At 62.4% G+C, this 21,624-nt stretch carries 14 protein-coding genes, 1 tRNA gene and 2 rRNA genes (1 of these 17 running past the window's edge); 8 read left to right on the top strand and 9 right to left on the bottom strand.

Annotated features, from left to right (window positions below):
* The 4 genes from AC2TC0_RS13340 to AC2TC0_RS13325 form a co-directional block, all read left to right on the top strand.
* Positions 1-947: ribosomal RNA gene (locus AC2TC0_RS13340) — 23S ribosomal RNA — on the top strand (it extends 1,846 nt beyond the left edge of the window).
* A gap of 132 nt (positions 948-1,079) precedes the next feature.
* Positions 1,080-1,194 (top strand): 5S ribosomal RNA (gene rrf, locus AC2TC0_RS13335).
* Positions 1,195-1,309: 115 nt separating this feature from the next.
* Positions 1,310-1,386: transfer RNA gene (locus AC2TC0_RS13330), tRNA-Met, on the top strand.
* A gap of 323 nt (positions 1,387-1,709) precedes the next feature.
* Entirely contained in the window at positions 1,710-3,962 is a 2,253-nt protein-coding gene (locus AC2TC0_RS13325; protein WP_484718004.1) for a putative bifunctional diguanylate cyclase/phosphodiesterase, read from the top strand.
* Here AC2TC0_RS13325 and ptsP read toward each other — a convergent pair.
* The 3 genes from ptsP to AC2TC0_RS13310 all read right to left on the bottom strand — a co-directional run bounded on the left by ptsP (position 3,959) and on the right by AC2TC0_RS13310 (position 8,066).
* Complete coding sequence (gene ptsP / locus AC2TC0_RS13320; protein WP_484718003.1) at positions 3,959-6,250, bottom strand: phosphoenolpyruvate--protein phosphotransferase; 2,292 nt, start codon at positions 6,248-6,250, stop codon at positions 3,959-3,961. The genes AC2TC0_RS13325 and ptsP overlap by 4 nt on opposite strands.
* Before the next feature lie 57 nt (positions 6,251-6,307).
* On the bottom strand, positions 6,308-6,994 hold the full coding sequence (locus AC2TC0_RS13315) for a hypothetical protein (protein ID WP_484718002.1): 687 nt from the start codon (positions 6,992-6,994) through the stop codon (positions 6,308-6,310).
* 67 nt (positions 6,995-7,061) lie between these two features.
* Complete coding sequence (locus AC2TC0_RS13310; RefSeq protein ID WP_484718001.1) at positions 7,062-8,066, bottom strand: NAD(P)H-dependent flavin oxidoreductase; 1,005 nt, start codon at positions 8,064-8,066, stop codon at positions 7,062-7,064.
* A 185-nt stretch (positions 8,067-8,251) separates the two neighbouring features.
* Here AC2TC0_RS13310 and AC2TC0_RS13305 point away from each other — a divergent pair, with 185 nt between their 5' ends.
* The 3 genes from AC2TC0_RS13305 to AC2TC0_RS13295 all read left to right on the top strand — a co-directional run bounded on the left by AC2TC0_RS13305 (position 8,252) and on the right by AC2TC0_RS13295 (position 11,845).
* Positions 8,252-8,434, top strand: coding sequence for a YezD family protein (locus AC2TC0_RS13305; RefSeq protein ID WP_484718000.1), 183 nt, complete (start codon positions 8,252-8,254; stop codon positions 8,432-8,434).
* 81 nt (positions 8,435-8,515) lie between these two features.
* A complete protein-coding gene (locus AC2TC0_RS13300; RefSeq protein ID WP_484717999.1) occupies positions 8,516-10,960 on the top strand; it encodes a TonB-dependent receptor in 2,445 nt (814 codons plus the stop codon).
* 108 nt (positions 10,961-11,068) lie between these two features.
* Positions 11,069-11,845, top strand: coding sequence for a sulfite exporter TauE/SafE family protein (locus tag AC2TC0_RS13295; RefSeq protein ID WP_484717998.1), 777 nt, complete (start codon positions 11,069-11,071; stop codon positions 11,843-11,845).
* Here AC2TC0_RS13295 and AC2TC0_RS13290 read toward each other — a convergent pair.
* The gene (locus AC2TC0_RS13290) at positions 11,842-13,116 is read right to left on the bottom strand and encodes an aspartate kinase (protein WP_484717997.1); all 1,275 of its coding nucleotides are present in this window, start codon (positions 13,114-13,116) and stop codon (positions 11,842-11,844) included. The genes AC2TC0_RS13295 and AC2TC0_RS13290 overlap by 4 nt on opposite strands.
* A gap of 119 nt (positions 13,117-13,235) precedes the next feature.
* On the opposite strand from AC2TC0_RS13290, the gene ubiG reads away from it, so the two are divergent.
* The gene (gene ubiG, locus AC2TC0_RS13285; protein WP_484717996.1) at positions 13,236-13,958 is read left to right on the top strand and encodes a bifunctional 2-polyprenyl-6-hydroxyphenol methylase/3-demethylubiquinol 3-O-methyltransferase UbiG; all 723 of its coding nucleotides are present in this window, start codon (positions 13,236-13,238) and stop codon (positions 13,956-13,958) included.
* A gap of 54 nt (positions 13,959-14,012) precedes the next feature.
* Here the strand turns inward: ubiG and AC2TC0_RS13280 are convergent, their stop codons facing one another.
* The 5 genes from AC2TC0_RS13280 to AC2TC0_RS13260 form a co-directional block, all read right to left on the bottom strand.
* A complete protein-coding gene (locus tag AC2TC0_RS13280) occupies positions 14,013-14,684 on the bottom strand; it encodes a glutathione S-transferase family protein (protein WP_484717995.1) in 672 nt (223 codons plus the stop codon).
* A 62-nt stretch (positions 14,685-14,746) separates the two neighbouring features.
* Positions 14,747-15,187, bottom strand: a complete 441-nt coding sequence (locus AC2TC0_RS13275; RefSeq protein WP_484717994.1) for a hypothetical protein — start codon at positions 15,185-15,187, stop codon at positions 14,747-14,749.
* A gap of 90 nt (positions 15,188-15,277) precedes the next feature.
* Complete coding sequence (gene gltB / locus AC2TC0_RS13270) at positions 15,278-19,798, bottom strand: glutamate synthase large subunit (protein ID WP_484717993.1); 4,521 nt, start codon at positions 19,796-19,798, stop codon at positions 15,278-15,280.
* Between the two features lie 10 nt (positions 19,799-19,808).
* A complete protein-coding gene (locus AC2TC0_RS13265) occupies positions 19,809-20,531 on the bottom strand; it encodes a hypothetical protein (protein WP_484717992.1) in 723 nt (240 codons plus the stop codon).
* An 11-nt stretch (positions 20,532-20,542) separates the two neighbouring features.
* Positions 20,543-21,610 (bottom strand): DUF2059 domain-containing protein, encoded by a 1,068-nt coding sequence (locus tag AC2TC0_RS13260; protein WP_484717991.1) that lies wholly within the window; start codon positions 21,608-21,610, stop codon positions 20,543-20,545.
* Positions 21,611-21,624 lie beyond the last annotated feature (14 nt).

Raw genomic sequence — 21,624 nt, 5'->3', positions numbered from 1 at the left:
ATTCCTTGTCGGGTAAGTTCCGACCTGCACGAATGGCGTAACGACTTCCCCACTGTCTCCAGGAGATGCTCAGCGAAATTGAATTCTCCGTGAAGATGCGGAGTACCCGCGGTTAGACGGAAAGACCCCGTGCACCTTTACTGCAGCTTCAGAGTGGCATTAGGAAAGAACTGTGTAGCATAGGTGGGAGGCTTTGAAGCGTTGGCGCCAGCTGACGTGGAGCCATAGGTGAAATACCACCCTGTTGTTTTCTGATGTCTAACCTCGATCCATGAAACTGGATCAGGGACCCTCTGTGGCGGGTAGTTTGACTGGGGCGGTCGCCTCCTAAAGAGTAACGGAGGCGCGCGATGGTAGGCTCAGGACGGTTGGAAACCGTCTGCGAGAGTGCAATGGCATAAGCCTGCCTGACTGCGAGACTGACGAGTCGAGCAGAGACGAAAGTCGGTCATAGTGATCCGGTGGTCCCGAGTGGAAGGGCCATCGCTCAACGGATAAAAGGTACGCCGGGGATAACAGGCTGATGATTCCCAAGAGCTCATATCGACGGAATCGTTTGGCACCTCGATGTCGGCTCATCACATCCTGGGGCTGGAGCAGGTCCCAAGGGTTTGGCTGTTCGCCAATTAAAGTGGTACGTGAGCTGGGTTCAGAACGTCGTGAGACAGTTTGGTCCCTATCTGCCGTGGGCGTCGAAATTTGAGAGGAGTTGACCCTAGTACGAGAGGACCGGGTTGAACATACCTCTGGTGTACCTGTCGTGGCGCCAGCCGCGCAGCAGGGTAGCTATGTATGGACGGGATAACCGCTGAAAGCATCTAAGCGGGAAGCCTCCCTCAAGATAAGATTTCATAGGACCGTGGAAGACCACCACGTTGATAGATCGGATGTAGAAGTGCGGTAACGCATGGAGCTAACCGATACTAATTGTCCTATTCGCGCTTGAAGAGTCCCACCATCAATGACCACCCTGAACGGGTTGGTTGTCGGTACGTGGATGATTTCAAAGCCTTGACGACCCCTTGAATACCCAAGGTGCATCGATTGAACCCAAACCCCCGCATACGCCGGCTTCATTGCTTGGTGGCCATAGCGTCAGTGACCCACCCGATCCCATCTCGAACTCGGCCGTGAAACCTGACAGCGCCGATGGTACTACCGCTTAAGCGTTGGAAGAGTAGGACGTCGCCAGGCATTGTAGCCGGCGTAGGCGGGTGATTTTGGGGAACCCATTCACATGTTAAAGGGCGGCTTTGGCCGCCCTTTGCTGTTTCGCCCGGTGCACATTTGTGCCCCCGGCGGTGGTTGGCGCGGGATGGAGCAGCCCGGTAGCTCGTCAGGCTCATAACCTGAAGGTCGCAGGTTCAAATCCTGCTCCCGCAACCACCAAAATTTCAGTCAGCGCACAGAATGCAAGGGCTTTGCGTGCTTTCGCGGAAGAGCGCCGGGTCAAACTAATCTCCGGACAGCTATCGCGCACGCGGTGCGTGCTAAACCCTGCACTGGCCCATCTCCACAAGCGGCGCTCGCGAAACAATTCGGGACGTTTGTGAGCTCGGTCCGGCACGTAAGCGCTGAATGCGCCTGCCCCATTTCGGCACAACGCCTTGGCACTGTGTCCTTGCCCCTTAACGCTTTTGCAAACCGCCGCGTTTACCGCGGAAGGGAACGTGGCACGGGCGCGCCGGGACGTTCGGGACCAGAGGTGCATGGCAAAGCGAAATGTCGCCGAAAGCTTGAGCAACGCAGCCCGCGAGCGGCCCAAGGGGTTGTTGGCGCGCTTTGGCTCGCGCGCGCCGCAGCCGGAAACTCCATCGCCTTGCGCGTTGGCAGAATCGGCGCTTGACCGGAGCGAGGCCTTCACGCTGCTGAGGAACTATGAGGAAACGGGCCAAGGCTGGTTCTGGTCATCGGACGCCGAAGGGGCCATCCAATATTTGTCGGCCAGCGTTGCCGAACGGCTGGGCATGGCAGTCGCCCCGCAGGGTGAACCCTTTACGGCATTGTTCGCTGCCCCCGAGCGCGGCGAGGAGCGCCAACGCACGTTGCCGTTTCTGCTCGCGCGCAAGACGCGGTTTGATCAGGTGCAATTGCGCTCGCAGCGCAGTGATCTGCCGACCTGGTGGGCCGTAACGGGCGTCCCGCAGATCGATGCGGGCGGCAACTTTGCTGGTTTTCGAGGCTTTGCAACCGATATCACGGCGCAGCGCGAGGCGGCGGAGCAAAGCACGCGCCTAACCAAATATGACTCGCTCACGGGGCTACTCAACCGCTTCCGTATGGCGCAATTGCTGGAATCGACGCTCGCGGCGTTCAAACCGCAGAAGCGCAATTGCGCGATTATGTTGCTCGATCTTGATCGCTTTAAGGCGGTAAACGATACGCTGGGGCACCCCGCCGGCGATGCCCTGCTCAAACAGGTGGCATTGCGGTTGGCGCACGTGATTGGGGATAAGGAGCGGGTGAGCCGGCTGGGCGGCGATGAGTTCCAGGTCATCCTGCCCGATGTCGATGATCGCGGCGCGCTTGGCGAAATGGCGTCCGAGATAATCGCCAAATTGTCTGAGCCTTATAGCATCAACGAGAGCCGGTGCATTATTGGCGTATCGGTGGGCATCGCCATCAGCCCCTTCGACGGCGACAGCAGCGAAGAATTGGTGCGCAATGCCGACCTGGCGCTCTATGCCGCCAAGGGCAGCGGACGCGGGCGATTTCGTTTCTTTTCGGATGAATTGCTACGAGCTGCAGCCGACCGCCGCGCGCTCGAGGAGGATTTGGTCGACGCGCTTGGCAAGGGCCAACTCGAAGTCCATTACCAACCGGTCGTTTGCACCAAGACCGACCAGGTGTCGGGGTTTGAAGCGCTGATGCGCTGGAACCATCCCGAACGCGGCTATGTTTCCCCGGCGCTCTTCATCCCCATTGCCGAGGAAACCGATCTGATCGCGCGGATCGGCGAATGGATGCTTCGCCAGGCGTGCAAGGATGCGGCGTCGTGGCCCGGCAATATGCGCGTCGCGGTGAATGTCTCGCCGGTCCAGTTCGCGGACCTGCGCCTGCCCAAACTGGTGGCCAATGCCATTTCGGTGGCTGGGCTGCCTGCGGCGCGGCTGGAACTGGAAATCACCGAAAGCGTGTTCCTTACCGATTCGCCCGAAACCAAGGATATGTTCGGGGCGCTTAAGGACATAGGGGTGCGTCTTGCACTCGATGACTTCGGGACCGGTTATTCCAGTCTGGCCTATTTGCAATCGGCACCGTTCGATAAGATCAAGATCGACCAGAGTTTTGTCCGCACGGCGACCGAAAAGGGATCGCGCAACGCCGCCATTATCGCGGCCATCGTGGCGCTGGCCACCACGCTGGACATGGAAACGACGGCCGAAGGCATCGAAACGCTGGACCAGCTCGACTTGATTAGGCGACTGAATGTCAGCCATATTCAGGGCTTTGCCTACAGCAAGGCGGTTAGCCATGACGAGGTGATGCAGCGCTGCGGCGACGGCCAGTGGTTCCTTAAGCCGAGCGGCCCAGCCAAGCAGCGGCACAAACGGCTAACCATGTTTCGCCGTGCCGGGGCGGTGCATGAAAATCACTATTATCCCATCGTCATCCGCAACCTGTCGGCAACTGGCGCGCTGATTGAGGGGATAATCGACGTCCCGATCGGCACCAAATTTGTTGTCGATTTTGGTGAGGGCCAGCTGGCCGTGGCCGATGTGATCCGGTCAAGGCGCAACCAGCAGGGCTTGAAATTCGAAACCCGGCTCGTGGATGACGGCAATGGCGGGTTGTGCACGGCACAGCGCATTCCCCGATCAATGCTTGCAGCGGCGGGGCTGCCCACCGGGGCCGATGGTATTGACCTTAACCGGCTGCAAAACGCCGACTATACCAAGACGGGTCTGCCCGCTTTTCACACCGAAAACGGTGCCCTACCGCTTGCAGAGCGGGTGCGTTAGTCCCCTAGTTCGACGCCGTTGGCGCTCGCCCAGTCCTGATACTGCACGCGCGGGGTGGCGCTGGGATGCGCCAGTATCATGGGCATCGCGCCGCGTAGCGCGCCAAGATCAAGACTGCGGATCATCGCCTTTACCGGACCAATGCCTGCCGGTGTAATCGACAGGCGTCCAATTCCCAGCCCGAGCAGCGCCATCGCCTCGAGCGGGCGTCCGCCCATCTCGCCGCACACCCCAATGGTCACGCCTGCGGCTTGGGTTTGCCGCGTTACGCGGTCCAGAAAACGCATCACCGTCGGCGACAGCCAGTCATAGCGTTCGGCGAGCCGCGGATGGGCACGGTCGGCGGCGAACAGAAATTGCGTGAGGTCGTTGGTGCCGATCGACAGGAAGTCGAGGTGCGGCAGGATCAGGTCGAGCGTTTCGGCGAGGCCCGGGACTTCCAGCATGGCACCATAGCGGATTGCGATCGGCAGCTTCTTGTTGCGGCTGGCAAGCCAGGCGCGCTGGTCAATGAAGATCTGGCGAGCGGCGTCATATTCCCACGGTTCGGCCACCATTGGGAACATGACATTCAGCGTACGCCCTGCCGCAGCTTCGATCAGGGCGCGCGCCTGGACCTTCAGCAGGCCGTCGCGTTCGAGCGCGATCCGCAACGCGCGCCAGCCCATGGCAGGATTTTCCTCCTGCTCTGATTCCGCGCGCATATAGGGCAGCGCCTTGTCGCCGCCGATATCGACGGTGCGGAATATCACCGGGCGGTTCCCGGCGGCGTCGAGCACATCGCGGTAAAGCCGCTGCTGACGCTCGCGCTGCGGCATGGTGGCTGACACCAGGAACTGGAATTCCGTCCGGAACAGCCCAATGCCGCTGGCGCCGGTCAGGTCGAGCGCCGTGACATCTTCGCGTAGGCCGGCGTTGATCATCAACTCAATCGGCTGGCCATCCTTGGTGACAGCGGGCAGATCGCGCATTGCAGCAAAGCTTGCGCGGCGCTTCTGGCTGAGCTCGAGCTTGGACGCGAATGCGTCAATCATGGCGGCGGTCGGGCGGACATGGACGGCCCCTGCCGCTGCATCGAGCAGCAACATATCCCCTTCGCGGATCACCCCGCGCAGCTCGCGCACGCGCCCGAGCACTGGCACCCCCATCGCACGCGCAACGATAATAACATGCGCTGTCAGCGAGCCTTCTTCCAAAATCACGCCTTTAAGGCGCCGCCGGTCGTATTCGAGTAGCTCTGCTGGCCCCAGATTGCGGGCGATCAGGATCGAATCCTGCCTCAGGCCGGCCTGCGCCGCCGTGTTCATCTGGCCCGACACGATGCGCAGCAGTCGGTTGGCCAAATCTTCCAGATCGTGCATGCGGTCGCGCAGTAATGGATCGTCGATCTGCCGCATGCGCATACGGGTGCGCTGCTGCACCCGCTCAATCGCAGCCTCGGCGGTCAGGCCGCTGTCGATGGCTTCGTTGATGCGCCGCGACCAGCCTTCATCGTAAGCAAACATTTTATAGGTTTCGAGCACCTCTTCATGCTCGCCGCCGACGCCGAATTCAGCCTGGCTTGCCATGCGATCGATCTGTTCGCGCATCCGGTCAAATGCCGCATAGACACGGTGGCGTTCGGCCTCGGTGTCTTCGGCGACGGTGTGCTCGATCACCACGCGCGGCTGGTGAAATACGGCAACGCCCTGACCCATGCCATCGACCAGTTTTTGGCCAGACAGTCGCTGGGCTGACTGGTCGTTAGCGGCCGCATCGGTCTGTGCCCTGGTGTCAATCAGTTGTGCATTGGCGATCAATTCGCTGATGACCATCGCCACGGTTTGCAGCGTCTCGATCTCGATATCGTCATAGCGGCGCGGATCGACATGCTGCACGCACAGGACGCCTACCGCGCGTTCGCGCCGGATGATGGGAACACCGGCAAAGCTGTGGTAGAGATCTTCTCCTGTTTCGGGCCGATAAACAAAGTCGGGGTGTGCCGCCGCTTCGTCGAGGTTCAGCATTTCGATGCGTTCGGCGATAGTGCCGACCAACCCCTCGCCCATACCGAGACGGGTGACATGCACTGCCTCTTGCTTCAGCCCGCGCGTTGCGAACAGCTCCAGCGCGCCATCGCGCAGCAAATAGATCGAGCAAACCTCGCTATGCAGGCACTCGCCGATCACTTGCACGACCTGGTTCAGCTTCGCCTGCGCATTGGTGCGCGCCGCCATCACCTCGTGCAGCCGCGTCAATATGTTGCGGGCGGACTGGGCAGCTGAGGACGGGGGCAGGGGTGCGGTCATGACACCCCCGGTGCTAAGCGGTTGCGATGCAAATTGCTAGGCCCGGTCAGCCGGTATTCAGCGGCCGCCTGTCCCGGATGCTGCAACTGTCGTGCGCCGACCATATTGCGCGTCCCAAGCGGCGGCTTCGGCCTTGTAGCGTTCGAACGCGGCGTAAAAGTCGGTGAATGGCTGGTCGAGCGTCGCCAACTGATCAGCGGCGTTGGGGAACAGTTGCGCCGCCGGCGTGCTGGCTACGGTTTGCGCTAGCGCCAATGCCCGCTCGCAAAAGGGCCGCTGCGCTGGGGGCTGCGCGAAATAGTTAAACAGCTGGGTCGAAAGCCGGTCGCGTTCCTTCACGCCGGAGGTGCGGTTGGCCTTGGCCAGATCGGCGATGACCTTTTTTTCCGCCGCAACGATGCTGCGGGTGTGGCTTTTGATGATCTGGTTATAGGCGGCAACCAACGGGGCTTCCTCGGGTCCGCGGCAACCGATGGCGGCGACGTTCAGCCCCGTCTTGAGCTGCCAGAAGGCGCGCTCTCCGGTCATGCCGCTGTTGATGGTGACATATCGACCGGTGGCATCGCGCGGCGGCACCTGTTGCGTTTCCGCGGCGCTACCGGGCGACAGGGGGCGCGGCGGGATCTGCACCACTGGCGGCGGCGCGGGAGCAGGCTTGGGGGTCACAATGGGCGCTGGCTTTGGCGCGCAGGCCGCTAGGCCGATCAAGACAATTGCCGTGGCAGCACTGGCGATCAGACGCATTTCAACAACCCCGTTTCATTTTTTTCGACCCCGCTTCAACGGATGAAGCGTCCCGTGTATTCCCCAATCAGTCGCGCTTGGCGAGCGCCGCTTCGGCCTGTTGCATCAGATTTGCGACGATCTCCGCAGCGCTTTCCTCCGACGTTACCATACCCACCGATTGACCCGCCATTAACGAGCCGTTTTCGACGTCGCCGTCGATGACCGCGCGGCGCAGCGCCCCGGCCCAATAATGTTCGATTTGCAATTGCGCCTCGCCCATATCGACCGATCCGGCATCAAGCAGGTTCGCAACCTCGCGTTGCTTTTCGGTAAACGCCTCGGTGCCCGCGTTTTTGAGCGCGCGCACCGGGATCACCGGCAAGCGCGGGTCAATCTGAACGCTGGCAACTGCATCGCGCGCGGCGGCGCGGATGAACGCCTGCTTGAATTTGGGGTGCGCGATGGATTCAGTGGCGCAGACGAAGCGCGTGCCAAGCTGCACGCCGCTTGCGCCCATTTCGAGGTAGGCGGCAATCGCCTCGCCGCGCCCGATTCCGCCCGCAACAAAAATAGGCACGTCGGCGGCAAGCGCGGGCAGGATCTCCTGCGCCAGCACGCTGGTCGACACCGGGCCAATATGCCCGCCGGCCTCCATCCCCTCGATCACCAGTGCGTCGACGCCCGAGCGGACCAGCTTCTTGGCGAGCGCCAGCGTGGGCGCGAAGCAGATGACCCTGGCGCCGGTCGCCTTGATCGCCTCAAGGCTGCCTTTAGGGGGCAGTCCGCCCGCGAGCACCACGTGCGAAACGCCATGGCGCCCACACACCGCGATCAGTTCGAACAGATCGGGGTGCATGGTGATCAGGTTGACACCGAAGGGTTTGGTCGTCAGCGCCTTTGTGCCCGCAATTTCGGCGTCCAGCAGCGCAGGTGTCATCGCCCCACAGGCGATCACGCCAAAGCCACCAGCATTGCTGATTGCGCTGACCAAATGGCGTTCGGACACCCAGCTCATCGCGCCGCACATTATGGCGGTTTCGCACCCCAACAGGTCGATTCCGCGTGCCATCAATTCATGAATTTTGCCCATCGAGCGGCGCTTTGCCAGCGTAAAGGCAAGAGCGCAACATGGGCATTTGTTACAATGTTGCGAAATTTCGGTGAATTCGGCTGGGCGCGCAAAGCTCACATTTGGCCGTGTGTAGCAAATATTCGATTGTCAACTAATTTACTTGTCATATGCTGATCCGACGAATCGCAACGGGAGAGATGCGTATGACCAAGGAACCAGCGCCTTCAGCCGAGGTGCCACCTGGCGGCAGTGCCGATAGCCGGGCCCCGCTCGAACGGGTGCAAGCAGCATTGGCTGCGCTCCAGTTCGGTACCATCCAGATTACCGTCCACAATGGCAAGCCGGTTCAACTCGACGTGACCGAACGCCACCGCTTTCAAGGGTAACCCCCCGCTCCCATTGGCTCCCCACCTGAGTGCAGACCGGACCACCGGATGCATCCTCTTCTTCCATTTAAGGAACAAGCGATGCTCCGAATTTCCACTTCCGCGCTGGCGGCAGGCACTATGCTTGCCTTGGCCGCACCTGCATTGGCGCAGGACGGTTTGGCCGGCTCAGCTCCTGACGACACCCGCACGGTTGGTACCGACGCTGCCGACAACAGCGATGAAATCATCGTTACTGCACGCCGCCGCACCGAAGGGCTGCAAGATATTCCGATTGCGGTGACCGTCGTGTCTGGCGAGCAGATCGACAATACCGGTGCGTTCAATGTCGGCCGGCTGCAACAGCTGACGCCGACGTTGCAATTTTACTCATCCAACCCGCGCAACACGTCGGTCAATATCCGCGGGCTCGGTTCGCCCTTTGGGCTGACCAACGATGGTATCGAACAAGGCGTCGGCATCTATGTCGATGACGTCTATTATTCGCGCGTTGCATCGGCGACCTTCGACTTCCTTGACGTCGCACGGATCGAAACGCTGCGCGGACCGCAGGGCACACTCTATGGCAAGAACACCACGGCAGGGGCGATCAACATCACCACCCGCCAGCCAACCTTCGATTTCGAAGCGCGCGCCGAAGTCACCGTCGGCAATCTCGAGTTCAAACAGGCCAAGGCGGCGATATCGGGGCCTATTACCGACACGCTTGCGGCGCGGCTGGCGGTGTCCGCGACTAGCCGCCGCGGCACTATCTTCAACGTCACGTCGGACCGATATATCAACGAACAGGACAATCTGGGCGCGCGTTTCCAGCTGCTGTTCCAGCCGTCTGACAGCTTCGAAGTCACGCTTGCTGCCGATTATAATCGCCAGCGCCCCGAATGTTGCGCGCAGATTTTTGTGCGCACCGGCGCGACGCAGCGCCCGCTGAACCGTCAATATGCTGCGCTGACCGCCGCGCAGAACTACGCCGTGCCGAGCACCAATCCGTTCGACCGGCTGACCGATGTTGATGCCAGCCTGAATGCCGGCAACGAGATCGGCGGCCTCGCGCTGCGCGCCAATTGGGAGTTGGGGCCAGGTACGCTGACCAGCGTCACCGCCTATCGCTATTGGGACTGGCTGCCTGAGAACGACCGGGACTTCACCGGCCTGCCGATCACCACGGAGTCGAACAACCCGAGCCAGCAGAAACAATATACACAGGAAATCCGTTACTCGGTTGATGGTGATCGTTTCGACTATGTGGTCGGCGCGTTCGCCTATCGTCAGACGATCCGGACGCAAGGGTTGCAGGTGCAGGGATCGGCGGCGAGCCGCTGGCTGCTCAATCCGACCAACGCGCTGGCCAACGACCCGACAGTGCTGGATGGACTGACCGCGAACAACGATATCCGGCTTGATAACGACAGTCTGGCGCTGTTCGGCCAGCTCACTTGGAAAATCAGCGACGCTTTCAGCATCCAGCCCGGTATCCGCATCAATTATGACAGCAAGGACGGCCTCTACGACAGCGTCGTCACCAATGGCGCGGGCCAGCTCGTCACCTTCGCCAGCACCGATCCGCGCATCGTGGCGCAGCGCGGCGTGCTCGCGCCGCAGCGGTTCGAGGCGACGTTTAGCGACTGGAACCTGTCCTATGACCTGACCGCCAGCTACGAAATCAGCGATGATGTCCGCGTCTATGCGACTTATGCGCGCAGCTTCAAATCGGGCGGCGTGAACCTGAATGGCGTCCCTGCCGACGCCAGCGGCGCGCCAATTCTGTCTGCAGCGACCGTGCGCCCCGAAGAGGTGGATCATTTCGAAGTCGGACTGAAAACACAGTTCGCCGACCGCCGCGTGATCTTTAACCTGACCGGCTTCTGGACCGATGTGTCGGATTATCAGGCGGTTGTCACCAACGGCCAGTTGGGGGTGCTGCGCGGGTATCTGGCCAACGCCGACGCGGTGCGGGTGCGCGGTTTCGAGCTCGATTCCGCGTGGCGGGTGAGCGACCGCTTCAACCTCTACGCGCGCGGGGCGTGGACCGACGCGGAGTATAAAAGCTTCGCCGACGCGCCGTGCCCGCCCGAACTGTCGGGCGGCACCACCGTCGGTGCCGGGCAGACACCGGGCGCGCCCGGCACGCCCGGAGCGCTGTCGCCCGCCAATTGCGATATCAGCGGTCAGGATTTGCCCGGCGTGTCGAAATGGTCGCTGTCGTGGGGCGGTGAGTATAACATCCCCATCGCTTTGTTTGGTGGCGATGGCTTTGCCTATGCGGGCTATGATGGCAGCTATCGCTCGTCCTTTTCGTCCAACCCGACACCGTCGATCTACACCGGCGTCGATGGCTATAGCCTGCACAACTTCCGGCTCGGTTTCCGTTCTGACAGCGGCTGGGACATTTATGCCTTTGCCCGCAATGCGTTTGACGAGGAGTATTTCGAGCAGCTCGCCGTGCCGTCGGGTAACACCGGACTGATCGTCGGCCAGCCGGGCGATCCGGCGACCTATGGCGTCACCATCAAGATCGAGATCTGATGATTTTGGGCAAGCTGCTGTATTGACCGGCAAAGAAATGCCATCCGGGGCGGGGCTGTTCGGCAGCCCCGCCCTTCGCCATAAGGATGACGGGAAAGGACGCCCCGCATGATCGAGCAACTTCAGGCCATCGACTGGGCGGCGATTGCGCCCTTTATTGCCATCGGCTTTGCCGCGCAGATGGTCGATGGCGCGCTGGGCATGGCGTTTGGGGTGATATCCTCGACCTTACTGGTTAGCGTGATGGGGGTGCCGCCCGCGCGGGCGAGCGCGGGCGTGCATCTGGTTGAAATGTTCACCACGGGCGCGTCGGGACTAAGCCACATCTATCATCGCAATGTCGACTGGCGGCTGTTCGCGCGCATTGCGGTGCCGGGCATCGTCGGCGGGGTGCTGGGGGCCTATGTGCTGTCCAACATCCATGCGGGCGTGGCGCGGCCCTTTGTCATGCTTTATCTGACCTGCATCGGCTTTTATCTCCTCTATAAGGCGCTGACCTATCCGGCCATGCCCAAAGCACGCGATGCCAAGGTGACGGTGCCGCTCGGGCTGGTCGGCGGCTTTCTCGATGCCTCGGGCGGCGGCGGCTGGGGGCCGGTGGTGACGTCGAACCTGCTGATTCAGGGCACCGACCCGCGCAAGACGGTGGGCACGGTCAACACCGCTGAATTTCTGCTGACTTTCAGCGTGTCGATCACATTCATGCTGACCATCGGGATCGAGGCCTTCACCATCGTCACCGGCGGCTTGTTGATCGGCGGTTTATTGGCCGCGCCGATTGGCGCAATCATCGCCAAACGCATCCCGGCGAAAAATCTGATGTTGCTGGTCGGCATCGTACTGACCGCAACCAGCCTGTTTTCGCTGTATAAGGCGATTGCCTAAGCCGCCTCGGCATCCAGCCCATAAGCGGTGTGGAGCACGCGCACGGCGAGTTCGGTTTCGTCGGCGTCGATCAGCACGCTGACCTTGATTTCGCTGGTGCTGATGGCCTGAATATTGATGCCGCGGTCGGCGAGCGCACGGAACATGGTGCTGGCGACCCCGGCGTGGCTTTTCATGCCGACGCCGACGACCGAAATCTTGGCAACGCCGCTGTCGCAGATCAGGCGGAAATAGCCGATCTTGTCCTTATGCTCTTCAAGCAGCGCCTGCGTGCGCACTAGGTCGGCGGCGGGTACGGTAAAGGTTACGTCGGTCTCGCCCTTGTCCTTGGCGATATTCTGGATGATCATGTCGACGTTGATGTTGGCGGCGGCGAGCGGGCCGAAAATGGTCGCGACCGCGCCGGGTTGGTCGGCGATGCGCGTCAGCGTAACCTTGGCCTCATTCTTGTCGGCGGCGATGCCGGTGATCAGCTGGCGTTCCATATCCATGCCTTCCAATATCTTCTCTAGTTCTTCGTCGCTGACGATCATCGTACCGGGCAAGCTGTCTGCAGGCGGCGCATCATCGTCGATGAAGGACGACAGCACCTGCACGCGCACACCTTCTTTCATAGCGAGCCCGACGGAGCGGGTTTGCAGCACCTTGCTGCCCACGCTGGCCAGCTCGAGCATCTCTTCATAGGTGACGTTTTTCAGCTTGCGCGCCTTCGCCACAATGCGCGGATCGGTGGTGTAGACGCCGTCAACGTCGGTATAAATATCGCAGCGATCAGCCTTCAGCGCCGCCGCGACCGCGACCGCCGAGGTGTCCGATCCGCCGCGCCCCAGCGTGGTGACGCGGCCGTCATCGGCCAGCCCCTGAAAGCCTGGGATCACCGCCACTTCGCCGCGCGCCATGCTGGCGGTGAGCGCGGGCGCGTCCATGCCCTCGATGCGCGCCTTGCTGTGCGCGTCATCGGTGCGGATGGGGAGCTGCCACCCCAGCCAGCTGCGCGCGGGCACGCCCATCGCTTGCAGGGTGAGCGCGAGCAGCCCCGCCGTCACTTGCTCGCCAGAGGCGACGACGACGTCATATTCGGCTGGGTCATACATCGGGCTTGCTTCGCGGCAGAAACCCACCAGTCGGTCCGTTTCCCCCGCCATGGCAGAGACGACGACCGCGACTTCGTGCCCCGCGGCACGCTGGCGCATGACGATGCCCGCGACGCGACGAATCCGCTCGGTCCCCGCCATGCTGGTGCCGCCGAATTTCATCACGATGCGCGCCATGGATGCGAAGCTTTCCCGCCTGTATTGCCCGCGCGTCTCTAGGCAGCGGGGCGGGCGAGGGCAAGCGCAGGCGGGCAATTTTCTTGTATCTTTGGCAACCAAACCGCATAGTCGCGGGCATGAACCAGACCACGATCAACCCCGCCGAAGCCGCGCATTTCGGCGCACTCGCCGCCGACTGGTGGGACCCCAAGGGATCGTCGGCGATGCTGCACAAGCTCAATCCGGCACGGCTCCAATATGTGCGGCAGCAGGTCGATGCGCACTGGGGCACCGACCCGCGCGAGCGGCGGCCGCTGGCGGGCAAGCGCGTGCTTGATGTCGGCTGCGGTGCAGGTCTGCTGACCGAGCCGTTGGCGCGGCTCGGCGGCGCGGTGACCGGCGTTGACGCTGCACCCGAGAATATCGAAGCGGCCAAGGCGCATGCGGCGGGGCAGGGGCTGGCGATAGACTATGTCGCGGGCGACATTGCGGCGCTTAACCTTGGCGCGTTCGACCTCATCACCAGCATGGAGGTGGTCGAGCATGTCACCGACCCCAGCGCCTTCATCGACGCGCTCGCGGCGCGATTGGCGCCAAACGGGCTGCTGATTCTCTCGACCCCCAACCGCACCGCCGCGTCGCGGCTGTTGCTGGTTGAGGGGGCCGAGCGCATCGGCATGGTCCCGCGCGGGACGCACGATTGGGACAAATTTCTGAAGCCCGAGGAGCTGACACTGATTGTCGAAGCGGCGGGGCTCGAGGTGATCGACACCACCGCGCTGTCTTTATCGCCCGCCAAGGGGTTCAAACTGGGCGGCAGCGATGCGCTGAATTACCTGGTGACGGCGCGAAAAGCCTGACCTCGGGTCAAGCCCGGGGTTGACGCTTCGGAACGCTGCGCATTCCGTGGCGCGTCAAAAATCCACCTGCTCATAATAGGCCGGCGGCTGCACCAGCTCCATCCGTTCGCTCAGCAACGGCCGGAAACTCGGCCGCGATTTGAGGCCGGCGTACCAGCCCTTGGTCTGCTCATGGCCGGTCCAGTCAATCCCGCCCAGATAATCGGCGACCGAGATTTGCGCGGCGGCGGCGAGGTCAGCCAGGCTCATCGTCGCGCCCGCCAGCCAGCTGCGGTGATCGATCAGATAATCGACATAATCGAGATGGTTGTTCGCCGCCTTCATCGCCTCGCGCAGCGCGCCGCCGTCGGGCGGAGCTTTGTGCACGACGCGTTTTTCCATGCGTTCGAACAGCAGTGGCCCGGTGACATCGCGGTAGAATTCCTGGTCGAACCATGCCGCCAGCCGCCGCACCTCGGCGCGGTAGGGGGCGGTGCCGCCCAGCATCGCCTTGCCCTCAACCGTTTCCTCGAAATATTCGGCGATGGCGTCGCTGTCGATCAGCGTGACGCTGCGTTCGGTCTCGACCATCACCGGCGTGCGCCCGGCGGGGTTCAGATCGACAAATTCGTCGCGCTTTTCCCACGGATTTTCGCGCACCAGTTCATAGCCCACGCCCTTTTCGCCGAGCAGCAGGCGCACCTTGCGCGAAAAGGGACAGAGCGGGAATTGGTAAAGCTGCCACATGGCTTAATCGCATAGCGGCAGCGCGGGGCGCAGCGCAACGGGGTTGGCGCCGTGCTTGTGGATTAGTATTGCCGCGTCGTCCTGCGCGCCGCGGCAACCCGTTCCTCGACATCACGGGCCAGCACGGTCAGCTGCGGCAGCAATTCGGCGAGCGCGCCGGCCATGGTGCCAACCATGCGCGTACCGTCGCGAATGTCGGCGTCGAGTTCGCGTTCGAAATCAGGGTTGTCGCGCGATGCCATGTCGGCGACGGTCATATCGGGGTCGACTTCGCGGGTGCGGCCGCTGGGGTCGGCCTTGGCCACTGCGTTAACAATCCCACCGACGGGCGTATCGAGCATCGATCCTGCGAGCGCGGTCAACACAGCGGCCAGCGTGTCCTGCGTGCGCGGGTCCTGCAGCTGCTTGGCCGTGCGCAACAGCTCTTCGTCGCTATCTTGCGCCAGCGCAGGCGCGGGCATCGCGAGCGCGATGAGGGGCAAGGCGAGCAGGGCACGGGACATAGGCGGCGGTCCTTGAGCATGGCTTGCCGGAATCACCCGGCGATGCAGGCAAGGGTTTAGGCAGGCGTGGCTTTCGCTGCGCTGAATGAACTACTCGGCCGCCTCAACCGCTTCCGCATCGCTCAGTGGCTCCGCCAACCGCGTCAGCATTTCCTTCGGGCACACCTGCCAGAACTTGTCCCGCCAGCGGTCCCAGTCGGCAAGGATTTCGGTCGCCCATTTGCTGCTGGTCGCATGCGCATGTTCAGCGATCAGGCCGCGCAGCTGATCTTCCCAATGGAAGCTCGCGAGCCGTTGCCACACGATGCTGTCGGGGTTGGCGCGGCGTTCGAAGCTGGCGTCGGTATCGAGCACGAACGCCATGCCGCCGGTCATCCCGGCACCGAAGTTAGAGCCCACAGGCCCCAAAATTACCGCCATGCCGCCAGTCATATATTCGCAGCCGTTCGACCCGCAGCCTTCGACCACCACGCGCGCGCCCGAATTGCGCACCGCGAACCGCTCGCCCGCCTGTCCCGCCGCAAGCAGCGTTCCGGCAGTCGCGCCATATAGCACGGTGTTGCCGATGATGGTGTTGTGTTGACTTTCCAGTGGGCTCGACACGGTCGGCCGCACAATGATGCGCCCACCCGACAGCCCTTTGCCGACATAGTCGTTGGCGTCGCCGAACACTTCCAAAGTTATGCCCTGACACAGGAAGGCGCCCAGCGACTGGCCCGCAGTACCGCGCAGGCGGACATGGACATGGTCGTCCTCGAGCGCCCGCATGCCGAAACGCTCGGTAATCTCTGCCGACAGCCGCGTGCCGACCGCGCGGTGCGTGTTGCGCACATTATAGGTCAGCTGCATCCGTTCACCGCGTTCGAACAAGGGCACGGCGTCGGCCAATATCTGCGCGTCGAGGCTGTCGGGCACCGGGTTGCGGTGGCCGGGGGTGGAGCGTCGCTTGTCCTCGGGCGCGTCGACCTTGGCGAGGATGGGGTTCAAATCGAGGTCGTCGAGATGTTCGGCCCCGCGGCTGACCTGGCGTAGCAGTTCGGTACGGCCAATCACTTCGTCGAGGCTGCGGCAGCCGAGGCGGGCGAGGATCTCGCGCACTTCCTCGGCAATGAAGGTCATCAGGTTGATGACCTTTTCGGGCGACCCAGAGAATTTCTGGCGCAGCTTTTCATCCTGCGTGCACACGCCGACGGGGCAGGTGTTCGAGTGGCACTGGCGCACCATGATGCAGCCCATGGCGACCAGACTGAGCGTGCCGATGCCAAATTCCTCGGCGCCCAAAATGGCGGCGATTACAATGTCCCGCCCGGTCTTCAGCCCGCCATCGGTGCGCAGCCGAATGCGGTGCCTGAGGCCGTTCAAGAGCAGCACCTGATTGACTTCGGAGAGGCCCATTTCCCATGGCGTGCCGGCATATTTGATGCTGGTTTGCGGGCTGGCGCCGGTGCCGCCAGTGTTGCCCGACACGAGGATGACGTCGGCGTGCGCCTTGGCGACGCCCGCAGCGACTGTGCCGATACCCGCCGAGCTGACCAGCTTGACGCACACCCGCGCGCGCGGGTTGATCTGTTTGAGGTCATAGATCAGCTGCGCCAGATCCTCGATCGAATAGATATCATGGTGCGGCGGCGGCGAAATCAGCGTCACGCCGGGCGTTGAATGGCGCAGCTTGGCAATGAATTCGGTGACCTTGAAGCCAGGCAGTTGGCCGCCCTCGCCAGGCTTGGCACCCTGTGCGACCTTGATTTCAATCTCGTCGCAATTGCCCAGATATTCCGCGGTCACGCCAAAGCGCCCCGATGCGATTTGCTTGATATTGCTGTTGGCATTGTTGCCGCGCGCGTCGGGTTTGAACCGCACCGGGTCTTCGCCGCCTTCGCCCGACACAGCCTTCGCCCCGATGCGGTTCATCGCAATAGCCAGCGTCTCATGCGCCTCGGGCGACAGCGCGCCCAGCGACATGCCCGGCGTTACAAAGCGTTTGCGGATTTCGGTGATCGCCTCGACACTGTCGAGCGGCACCGCTTCGGCCGGGTAATTGAACTCCATCAAATCGCGCAAATAAACGGGCGGCAAGTCGGCGACCCCGCGCGAGAACTGGAGGTAGGTTGAATAGCTGTCGGTAGCGACCGCCGTCTGGAGCAAATGCATCAGCTGCGCGGAATAGGCATGTGTTTCGCCGCCGGCGCGCTGGCGGTAAAAGCCGCCGATGGGCAGCGTCGTGACGCGCGTGTCAAACGCCGCATCATGCTTCTCGGTCGCATTGATGAACAGCGAATGATAGCCCTCACCCGAAATCTTGGCGGGCATTCCCGGGAAGAGGTCGGCAACCAGCGCGCGCGACAGGCCCACGGCTTCAAAATTATAGCCGCCGCGATAGCTGGAGATGACGGCGATCCCCATCTTTGCCATGATCTTGAGCAGGCCATCGTCCACGGCTTTGCGATAATTGGCGCGGCACGCGTCGAGCGACAATTTGCCCGCCAGCCCGCGCGCATGGCGGTCGGCAATCGCCGCTTCGGCGAGGTAGGCGTGGACCGTGGTTGCGCCGACACCGATCAATACGGCAAAAGCGTGGGTGTCGAGCACCTCGGCCGAGCGTACGTTGATCGAGGCAAAGCTGCGTAGCCCTTTGCGTACCAGATGCGTGTGGACGGCAGCGGCGGCGAGAACCATCGCCACGCCAACCCGCTTTTCGCTGATCTTTTCGTCGGACAGGAACAATTCGCTGCGCCCGGCGCGAACGGCGGCCTCGGCCTCGCTGCGAATGCGCGCAATAGCCTCGCGCAGGGTGGCGGGCGTGCCGCCCGTCGCCATAGTGCAATCGATGCTCGCAACATTATCGCCGAAATAGGCGCGCAGCCGATCCCAATCGTCGCCAATTAACACCGGCGAATCGATCACCAGCACATGCGCGCTTTGCCCCTGCTGGTCCAAAATATTGCCGAGGTTGGCAAAGCGCGTCTTCAGGCTCATCACATGCCGCTCGCGCAAGCTGTCGATCGGCGGGTTGGTGACCTGGCTGAAATTCTGGCGAAAAAATTGCGCGACATGGCGCGGCTTGTCGGAAATCACCGCGAGCGGCGTGTCGTCGCCCATCGAACCCACGGCTTCCTTGCCGTCCTCGGCCATCGGCGAGAGGATCAGTTCCATATCTTCGAGCGTCAGCCCAGCCGCGACCTGCCGCCGCAGCAGTTCTGGCCGGTCGAACGCGGGCAGGGTTGATTTGCCCGCGCGGGGCAAGTCCGCCATGGTGCGGAAGCCTTTGACCGCAGCGCCATAATCCTGGCCTGCCGCGATACGGTCTTTGATCGCGCGATCCTCAAGCAGTTCGCCGCGCTCAAGATCGACCGCGATCATCTGGCCGGGGCCAAGGCGACCCTTTTTGCGCACACTGGCTTCCGGCACCAGCACCATCCCGCTTTCGGACCCGACGATCAGCAATTTGTCGCTGGTCAGCGTGTAGCGCAGCGGGCGCAGCGCGTTGCGGTCCATTCCCGCTACCGCCCAGCGTCCATCGGTCATCGCCAAGGCGGCGGGGCCGTCCCACGGCTCCATCACGCTCGATAGGAACGCATACATGTCGCGGTGTTCGCGCGGCATGTCAGGATCATTGGCCCAGGCCTCGGGCACCAAAATCAGTTTGGCCGTGGGGGCGTCGCGCCCGGCACGGCACAAGGTTTCAAACACCGCATCGAGTGCTGCCGTGTCCGAGGCGCCCGCCGGGATCACCGGCTTGATGTCCTCGCTATGCTCGCCGAAGGCCAGGCTCGCCATCTTGATCTCGTGGCTCTTCATCCAATTTTTGTTGCCACGGATGGTATTGACCTCGCCATTATGCGCGAGGCAGCGGAACGGCTGCGCCAGCCACCATTGCGGGAACGTATTGGTCGAATAGCGCTGATGGAAAATCGCAACCCGGCTTTCAAACCGCTTGTCGGTGAGGTCGGGGTAAAAGTCCGACAGGCTTTCGGCCAGGAACAACCCCTTGTAGATGATCGAGCGGCACGACAGGCTGCAAGCGTAAAAATCGGCAATCTGTGCCGCGACGACCTTCTTTTCGATGCGGCGCCGAACGAGATAAAGCTGCTTTTCGAATTCGGCTGGTGATTGCATTTCGGCGAGTGGCCCGGCGATCATGATCTGCTCGATTTCCGGGCGCGTGCGCTGCGCCTTGTCGCCAATCACCGCGACATTCACCGGTACCTGCCGCCAGCCATAGATGGTGTAACCCGCCTCGATAATCTCGGCCTCGACAATGGTCCGGCACGCTTCCTGCGCGCTCAAATCGGTGCGCGGCAGGAACATCATGCCGACGGCGAGCTGGCCGGGCAGCACCTTGTGGCCTCCCGCTGCGATTGCATCGTCGAAGAAACGCACCGGCAGGTCGACATGGATGCCCGCGCCATCGCCGGTCTTGCCATCGGCATCGACCGCGCCGCGATGCCATACCGCCCGCAGCGCCTCGATCGCCGCCTCTACCACTCGCCGCGAAGGCTTGCCATCGGTCGCCGCGACCAGGCCCACGCCGCATGCATCCGATTCCAGATCGGGGTGATACATGCCCTCGGTTGCGAGGCGGGCGTGGTCGGGGGAGAGGAGGTGGGTCATGGGCTTGCGCTTACTTCCGCCCCAGATGCGCCATGATCGCCGTCGTTACGGCCTGCTCAATCTCGGGCTTCATCGCCTCGATCATCACGTTCATTTCGCTGGCCACCAGTTCGGCGAAAGGGCCGCCGGCGGCGTCGAATTTGCGGCCTGCGGGCGAGGCACTGAACTGGATCAGCGCGGAAAGATCTTCCTTGCTGAGGCGCGACAGCGCCGCGGGGTTGACCATCGCCATCACCTGCTTGCCATCCATCTGCGGGATTTCGCCGGTGTCGCGTATTGTCTGGGTCAACGCCGATCCGTCGGCGGTTTCGGCCATGATGCGCTGCAGCCGCTGTCCGGCAGGCGAACCAAGATAGGCGTTGGTCACATCCAGCTCGGCGGGCGACAGGCGCGTCGCGGCAAGTGCGCCGACGCGGCGCTGCGTTTCGGGGATGCGCGCGCGCAGCACGCGTTCCATCGTGCTGCGTCCGGCGTTGCCTGCAACCTCGATCAGGCCTGGAAAGCGCTGGTCCAATGCGACTACATTGGCGTCGGCGCGCATGGCAGGTTCGAACTCCTTGTTGAACCCGGCCACGGCCGTTTCGATGCTGAGCTCGGTCGGCACGAACAAGGTGCCAAAGCGCTGCGCGGCGGGTGACAAGGCCCCAGCCTCGGTCTGGGCCAGCGCAACGGGTGCTGCGAGGAAAACGGACGAAGCGGCGAGCGATGCGGCGAGCAACAATTTCTTGGACATAGGCTGGCTCCTCACTTGCTCTTGGCGGTCATCGCTGCACGCACTTTGGCAATGGCGGCTTCTTCGGCTTCGATTTGCGCGCTGATGGTGTCGCTGGTCTGCTTTTCCAATGCTTCGACGCGCGCACGATCGGCGGGGTCCCAATTGTCGCGGTCGAACCAGGGCTCGCTGGCATCGCCCGCATCCATGGCGGCGGCATCGACAGCTTCACCTGCATCGGCGGCAGCATCGGCTGCCGATGACATATCGATCGTCACCGTATCGCTGTTGCTACTAAAATCCTTCAGCGCATCGACCGTAGTGTCCAAAATCTTGGCGAGCTGCGCCAGTTCGGCGTTGCTAAGTTCGGTCAGCTTGCGCTCTTGGGGCAGGGCATTCATCTGCTTTTCCAGATCGCCCGCGCTGCCCATCAGCTTGGTCATCATTACCGGAATGGCCTGAAAGGTCGCCGACAGCACTTCGGGGTCACCCTGAATGGCGAAACTCTCGGCGGCAAAGGCGCTGCCCGCTGGAGTCGCGAAAAAAGCGTTGACCGTGGTCAGCTGATCGGCGGTGAATTTGCGGGCATAGGCGCGCGCTAGCCCCTCGCGCATGGGCCCTTCAAGCGCCTTGCCAACCTCTAGCAGCAGCGGGGTCATCACTTCGAACATGCCTTCATTGCGGGCCTTGCGGCCCGGATCCAGGATGGCCATCACCGCGCCGCGCTGTTCGTCGGTCAGCGCATTGGCCTTTTCAAAATCGACGCCGGTCTTCATCGCAATCTGGTTGCCGGACATATTCTCGTCGAGCTGCAGCATGGGCTTGATGAAGGATCCGATCATGTCGTTCATCATCTTGCCATAGGCGCCATCGGGCAGCAGCTTGGCCGCGGTTGCCTGACCCAGTGCGAGCTGCGCGGGCTCGATCGGCGTCTTGTCGCCGGTATCGAACAACTTGCTGAACATCTCCATCAGCGCAGCTTCGCTGTTCGCTGCGCCCGGTCCGCCCATCGCCGGATCGGCGGCGTGCGCGGGTACGGTCAGCGTCAGCAACGCCAGCGGGGCTGCCGCCGATTTTAGCAAGGATTTAAGCATCGTCATTTTCCCCTCCGGCC

It is taken from the genome of Sphingopyxis sp. sgz302558, assembly GCF_057220455.1.
Note: the sequence above shows the minus strand (reverse complement) of the source record. Positions and strands in the feature narration are given on the sequence as shown.

Bases quoted from the DNA above. Each gene is read 5' to 3' on its own strand.
- AC2TC0_RS13325 (WP_484718004.1), top strand. From the start codon at position 1,710: ATGGCAAAGCGAAATGTCGCCGAAAGCTTGAGCAACGCAGCCCGCGAG.
- ptsP (WP_484718003.1), bottom strand. From the start codon at position 6,250: ATGACCGCACCCCTGCCCCCGTCCTCAGCTGCCCAGTCCGCCCGCAAC.
- AC2TC0_RS13315 (WP_484718002.1), bottom strand. From the start codon at position 6,994: ATGCGTCTGATCGCCAGTGCTGCCACGGCAATTGTCTTGATCGGCCTA.
- AC2TC0_RS13310 (WP_484718001.1), bottom strand. From the start codon at position 8,066: ATGGGCAAAATTCATGAATTGATGGCACGCGGAATCGACCTGTTGGGG.
- AC2TC0_RS13305 (WP_484718000.1), top strand. From the start codon at position 8,252: ATGACCAAGGAACCAGCGCCTTCAGCCGAGGTGCCACCTGGCGGCAGT.
- AC2TC0_RS13300 (WP_484717999.1), top strand. From the start codon at position 8,516: ATGCTCCGAATTTCCACTTCCGCGCTGGCGGCAGGCACTATGCTTGCC.
- AC2TC0_RS13295 (WP_484717998.1), top strand. From the start codon at position 11,069: ATGATCGAGCAACTTCAGGCCATCGACTGGGCGGCGATTGCGCCCTTT.
- AC2TC0_RS13290 (WP_484717997.1), bottom strand. From the start codon at position 13,116: ATGGCGCGCATCGTGATGAAATTCGGCGGCACCAGCATGGCGGGGACC.
- ubiG (WP_484717996.1), top strand. From the start codon at position 13,236: ATGAACCAGACCACGATCAACCCCGCCGAAGCCGCGCATTTCGGCGCA.
- AC2TC0_RS13280 (WP_484717995.1), bottom strand. From the start codon at position 14,684: ATGTGGCAGCTTTACCAATTCCCGCTCTGTCCCTTTTCGCGCAAGGTG.
- AC2TC0_RS13275 (WP_484717994.1), bottom strand. From the start codon at position 15,187: ATGTCCCGTGCCCTGCTCGCCTTGCCCCTCATCGCGCTCGCGATGCCC.
- gltB (WP_484717993.1), bottom strand. From the start codon at position 19,798: ATGACCCACCTCCTCTCCCCCGACCACGCCCGCCTCGCAACCGAGGGC.
- AC2TC0_RS13265 (WP_484717992.1), bottom strand. From the start codon at position 20,531: ATGTCCAAGAAATTGTTGCTCGCCGCATCGCTCGCCGCTTCGTCCGTT.
- AC2TC0_RS13260 (WP_484717991.1), bottom strand. From the start codon at position 21,610: ATGACGATGCTTAAATCCTTGCTAAAATCGGCGGCAGCCCCGCTGGCG.